The organism is Sphingobacterium sp. Mn56C (assembly GCF_049319645.1).
GTDB lineage: Bacteria > Bacteroidota > Bacteroidia > Sphingobacteriales > Sphingobacteriaceae > Sphingobacterium.
In genome coordinates this window covers 1-5,408 of record NZ_JBMOUC010000011.1, presented here as the reverse complement: position 1 = coordinate 5,408, position 5,408 = coordinate 1, and the positions used below count along the sequence as shown (strand labels likewise).

Annotated in this window: 4 protein-coding genes; all 4 read left to right on the top strand. The window is 29.1% G+C overall.

All coding sequences use genetic code 11. The features are described from left to right. Window positions 1–212: 212 nt before the first annotated feature. On the top strand, window positions 213–911 hold the full coding sequence (locus ACL9RF_RS17645) for a hypothetical protein (protein WP_422801966.1): 699 nt from the start codon (window positions 213–215) through the stop codon (window positions 909–911). A gap of 802 nt (window positions 912–1,713) precedes the next feature. Beyond that, entirely contained in the window at window positions 1,714–2,559 is an 846-nt protein-coding gene (locus ACL9RF_RS17640; RefSeq protein ID WP_422801965.1) for a TIR domain-containing protein, read from the top strand. Continuing rightward, the gene (locus ACL9RF_RS17635) at window positions 2,556–3,110 is read left to right on the top strand and encodes a hypothetical protein (RefSeq protein WP_422801964.1); all 555 of its coding nucleotides are present in this window, start codon (window positions 2,556–2,558) and stop codon (window positions 3,108–3,110) included. Before ACL9RF_RS17640 ends, ACL9RF_RS17635 begins: the two co-directional genes overlap by 4 nt. Window positions 3,111–3,288: 178 nt before the next feature. After that, complete coding sequence (locus tag ACL9RF_RS17630) at window positions 3,289–5,241, top strand: AAA family ATPase (protein WP_422801963.1); 1,953 nt, start codon at window positions 3,289–3,291, stop codon at window positions 5,239–5,241. The last annotated feature ends 167 nt before the right edge of the window (window positions 5,242–5,408 follow it).

Below are 5,408 nucleotides of genomic sequence, written 5' to 3'. Positions count from 1 at the left end.
CGAACGCATAACAAGGGTTTGGCGCTATGGTGGGTTAAGGCTAAAATTTGAAGTTTTGGCTTTCTATTCTGCAAAAGCCAATTATATTGACTTTTTTCTTAAATTTATTCAATTAATTGGCTTTTGCTTACTGTGTCGTTAAATTGAAACTTTTCGCTTCAATTTCCGCCACTGGCACCAAGTCCCGAAACGTTATGCTCAATTTTAAACCAATGTCACTTCAAGAAATAACTCTAAATATTTTAGCCGAAAGAACCTTAACTCAATTTGACAGTAAAAAACTTGTTGATTGGGCTGTAAAAGTTTTAGAATTAGGATACGAGAATGAAAATTTATTTGTGTTAGCTGGACTTGATTTTGATTCAACTGAAGAACGAGAAAAATATTTTTGGGAATCTCTAAAAGATTTGAAAATAGAAGTTGAAAAAGATGAAGAAAAATTAATAGAAAACTACGCATTAACAATTGCAAAAAAAGTAACTAAAAAAGAAATTGAAGTAGATTTTGCATTTAAGCAAATGTTGAAAATAGTTTCTGCAAGTGATTATGACCAAAGATATATTGCATTTTATGAAATAGATGAAGATTTAGATTATTTACGATATGATAATTCAGTTATTTTTAATACGGAATTAAATCTTGAAAACTCAAAAGAATTTATTCTTGAAGAATTTAAAATTTTCATCGAAATGGAAACTTTGAATGTTCCATTTGAAGACCGAAGAAAATGCTATTGTGAAAAATGTAAAAATCTAAATATTCCAATCACTAAAAAAAAATATCAACTCAAAAAGCCTTTTAAATCTTTAGTTTGGAATTGTGGAATTTGCGGTTCTGAAAAATTGAAATACAACAATAATCACGAAGTTAAAAGAATGATAATCGAAAATTTTAAGAAAAACTACGCCTAACAACGCATGGGCAAAATGGCGAGGTAACGGCTAAGTTGAAGGTTTCTGCATATTTTCACGCAAAAATCCTCAAATTATAATCCAAAGCATGACTTTAACTGAAATAGTCAAGACTTAATCTGACAGGTGCAATAAATTAACAACTGAAAAATAGATTAGAGTTATGACAACACAAGAAAATAAGCAACAAGTTGAATCTATAGATTTTGCAGAAACATTACTATATTCGAATAGGCAATCTGACAATCTTTAAAAACAACCAACTGTCAGATCAAGTAGGGGTAAGGCTACACAAGATTGAAAGTTTAGGCTTTCTAATTCGCTCAAAACGTTATTAGAAATACTTTTTATTTAAATATTTACGGATTCCCGTAACAAACTTTCATTTTTTCATGAGATATTAGCATTTAAATAGATTTTTGAAAAATAATTAGATTGTATTTATATCAGTCTTTTTCGGACTAGAATAATTTATAGACTATATGGCAGTTTCAAAGTCGATATTTTGGTTATTTAAGCTGAAATAAGATTGATGATAGGTTATATCTATTACTAATATTTGTTTAGATAACCTGTAGGATTTGGTTTTTAAATAAATCATGATAATTTATTTAAAATAATTACTATATAACAGTATCTGATAACATGATATTAACGAAAGGTGAAGATTGTACGATATTCAAAGTTGTCGCAATCTACAATACTTCTGCTTTTTACAGTGCTTGTGCTAGATAATCGCCCTTCGCCAATATCCGGAACTTTACCTGAAACCTTATGACGACCAAACAAACAATACAAAGTAATGAGTGATACTAGGAGAAAGCGAATTTATCTGTCCTACTCTTTCCAAGACAAAGCGAAGGCAGAATTTATTGCAAGTCACTTGCATAATACAGGATTTGATGTAATTTCTGATTATAGAAATATTTCATCTGACAAATATATGTTTGATGAAATAAGATACTCTCTACAATCCAGCGACTTTGTTCTTATATTATTGTCCAAATCTCTTTTTGAATCTTCGTATTTTAAGTTTGAGTATTCAAAGGATTTTTTCTATCACACTAGACAAAGAAAAGTAACAATCATACCTGTTTTAATAGAAAAATGCGACATCCCAAGTGATTTTTTAGAGTATGAACTTTTTAATTTAACTAATGACTTTGAAAAAGGGTTTGAAAAACTTCTAAAAAGAATCGTTGCCATACCTGAAATATCGTTTGAAAATTTTAGTCCGGCACAGTTTGAAGAATTAGTTTTTGATTTTTTGAAAGCCTATGGATTTATAAATATTCAAAGAGAACAAAGATTTAATGATAAAGGTGTTGACTTTATAGCTGAATATTTAGCCAAAAACCCCTTTGGTCAAAAGAAAAAAGAAATTTGGATGATTGAAACCAAATTCTATTCTGAGGCTCGTTTCGATATTAAAGCAGTAAAACAAATTGTTGACTTATACAAATACATAAATAAAGAAGACGTAAAAGTTTTATTAATAACCAACAGCCAACTTACATCTGTTGTTGAAGAGTATCTAGAAGATTTAAGGCGAGGTAATTTTGTTGATATTGATGTAATTGACGGACTTCTTTTAAAAAAATTTATTGCAAAACGAAGCAGAATTTTAAATAAATATTTTATCAAATGAGCCAGGTAAACGATTTCATTCAGAGATTGGATGCCTGTCCATTAGGAAGGCCAGGTTGGAGCCAATTTGAAGATTTATGTACAGAGATTATTGATTTTTTGTTTGTGCCACCATTAAGTCAAACTCAAAGACAAGCAAGAACTTATTCAGGTGTAAACAGACGAGATGCTATTTTCCCAAATAGAAATATGACTGCGACAAATGATCCTAACGCAAAAAATTGGCATCATTTATTTCTCGAATTAAATGCAAGAATGATACTTTTTGAATATAAAAATTATGACAATACTGATATAGGACACGAAGAAGTTAACCAGACAAGGAATTACATGACTGTACCAATGGGCAGACTTGCTATCATGATTTGTAGTAAAGAACCTGTTGATTCAGCACACAGACAAAGAAATACAGTTTTTACTCAAGACCAAAAAGTAATTCTATTCTTGACAAAAGAACATTTAAAAGAAATGCTGGTAATGAAGGAAAGAGGCGAACAACCATCTGATTTAATATTAGACTTTGTAGAAAGGTTTTATGTACAACACGAATAACAATTCTACAAGAACGGCATCAGGTAACATCGGTTTAACAATATGGCGGCTGAAGTGCTTCTATCAAATAATTGTGCAAGGTTCAACAGCAGTAATTCTGTTGAACTTTAGTGTTAAAAATCAGCCACATCACCAAGCCCCTAACCTTTATCCCTAATTATTACAAAGAGCACATTAAATGATATCATCTATATTCTTAAGACATTTCAAAATATACAAAGGAATAAATTTTATTCCACTTTCAGAAGGTTGTGGCTTTTCAAGTTTAATTGGAGAAAATGGTGCTGGAAAAAGTTCTATTTTAGAAGCGCTTGATTATGCTATAAATAGAAAAAATAATTCTGATTGGCCTGTTAATAATGAAGCTAAATATGACGGAGGTTTGAGTGGAACAAACATACCATTTATTGCACCAATTTTAGTGTTAAAGAAAGACTCATTAAAAAAGTCAAAAAAAGAAGAAGTAGAAAATTACGAAAAGGCTTTAAAACTATCGAATTTTTTATGGGACACTAAGATAAAAACTAAATCAGCCGCCGCATTAGATGACTTTTACAAACATAGAGATGAACTAAAGCAAAATTTTTCTGAAGAAGAATATTTACTATTAATAATAGGTAAAAAATATAACGAAACAGGGATATTTTTTGGTTCCTACCATAATTATATTGATTTCGTAACTGATAATCCGGCAATTAAACCGACAGAAGAAGAAATTCAAAAATATTTTAAAGGTTTTTATGAGTACATTATTTCTCATTATTCCTATATATACATACCTGTAGAAACTGATGTTCATACTTATACAAAACTAGAGACTCAGGATATGCAAAAGCTAATGGACAAGAATATTCAAATTGAAATTGAAAACGCCATTAAGCCAGGAACTTTAAAGCAGATAAATAAAGATTTAGATAATTTCGTAAAAGAGATAGAATCAATTTTAGAAATTTATGAATATAAAGGGCATTTTAAAAATAGTTTAACGATGCCTGATTTAGTTTCCAAAATTATTGAAGCTTATTTTTCTATAAAAATATTAAATCGAAAAGTTGATGGAAAAAGAATACCAGTTAGTGAACTTAGTTCTGGAGAAAAACGTAAAGCACTAATTGATATTGCATATTCTTTTCTACTAAATAATTCTGATCGAGAGTCAAATATCATTCTTGCAATTGACGAACCCGAAGTATCTTTGCATATTTCATCTTGTTATAGTCAATTTGAAAAATTAATTGATTTAGGTAAATATAATCATCAAGTGATAATATCTACACATTGGTATGGATATCTACCAATCGTTACGAATGGAAGTGCAACCTCTATAAAAAAGAACGTAAAAAATGAAATTACTATAGATTATTTTAATCTGTTCAATTACCGTGAAACAATAACTCAATCTAGAAAACATATTAAAGGAATATTGCCAGTTGACTATAATATTAAAAGTTATAATGATTTGGTGCAATCTATAGTTTTTTCTGTTATTCAAGACAATCCATATAATTGGATAATTTGTGAGGGGGTATCAGAAAAAATTTATTTCGAAGAAATATTTAAAGAAGAACTAGAAAAGAAAAATTTAAGAATACTTCCTTTAGGGAGTTTTAAAGAAGTAAGAAAAGTATATTACTATCTTCAATCACCAATAAAAGATCCAGATTATAACGTAAAAGGAAAAATAATATGTTTAATTGATACAGATAACGAAAGAGTTGAAGTGGATTTTCAGAAATCTAAATCTTTGTATTTTGACAGACTAATAAATAACCAAGACGGAACAATCTTAGTAGATGTTAATAGTAATCAAACTTCACCAGCAACCGAAATAGAAGAATGCTTAAATCCTATTTTATTTTATCAAACTCTTATGGAGTTTTCCGAAGAGAATCAAAATTTAAAATCAATTCTAATAAAATCAGAACTAAATCTAGATGCAAATAATTCTTATCAATTTATCGACTTAAGAGAAAGTGAAAGAAAGATAATTAAAGATTTTTTTGACGACAATGAAGGTTATAATAAAATCCGTTTTGCAAAAAAATATATTGAACTTTTTAAACTAGAATTTTTTAAAGATTGTAGAGATATGAAATGGATAAACGAATTAAAGAAAAGAATAAATAATTAGGCATAACACCGTATTGGCGAAATGGCGGTTTAAGGGAAGCATTGAAAGTTTAGACTTTTTAATCCGCCACTATCGTCAATACGCGGCCCATTATGCGTCATTGCACCCAACCAACATCACAAATTAAAAATTATGGCATTAGATTTTTCCGAAATACTTGTTGTAGG

Bases quoted from the DNA above. Each gene is read 5' to 3' on its own strand.
- ACL9RF_RS17645 (WP_422801966.1), top strand. From the start codon at position 213: ATGTCACTTCAAGAAATAACTCTAAATATTTTAGCCGAAAGAACCTTA.
- ACL9RF_RS17640 (WP_422801965.1), top strand. From the start codon at position 1,714: ATGAGTGATACTAGGAGAAAGCGAATTTATCTGTCCTACTCTTTCCAA.
- ACL9RF_RS17635 (WP_422801964.1), top strand. From the start codon at position 2,556: ATGAGCCAGGTAAACGATTTCATTCAGAGATTGGATGCCTGTCCATTA.
- ACL9RF_RS17630 (WP_422801963.1), top strand. From the start codon at position 3,289: ATGATATCATCTATATTCTTAAGACATTTCAAAATATACAAAGGAATA.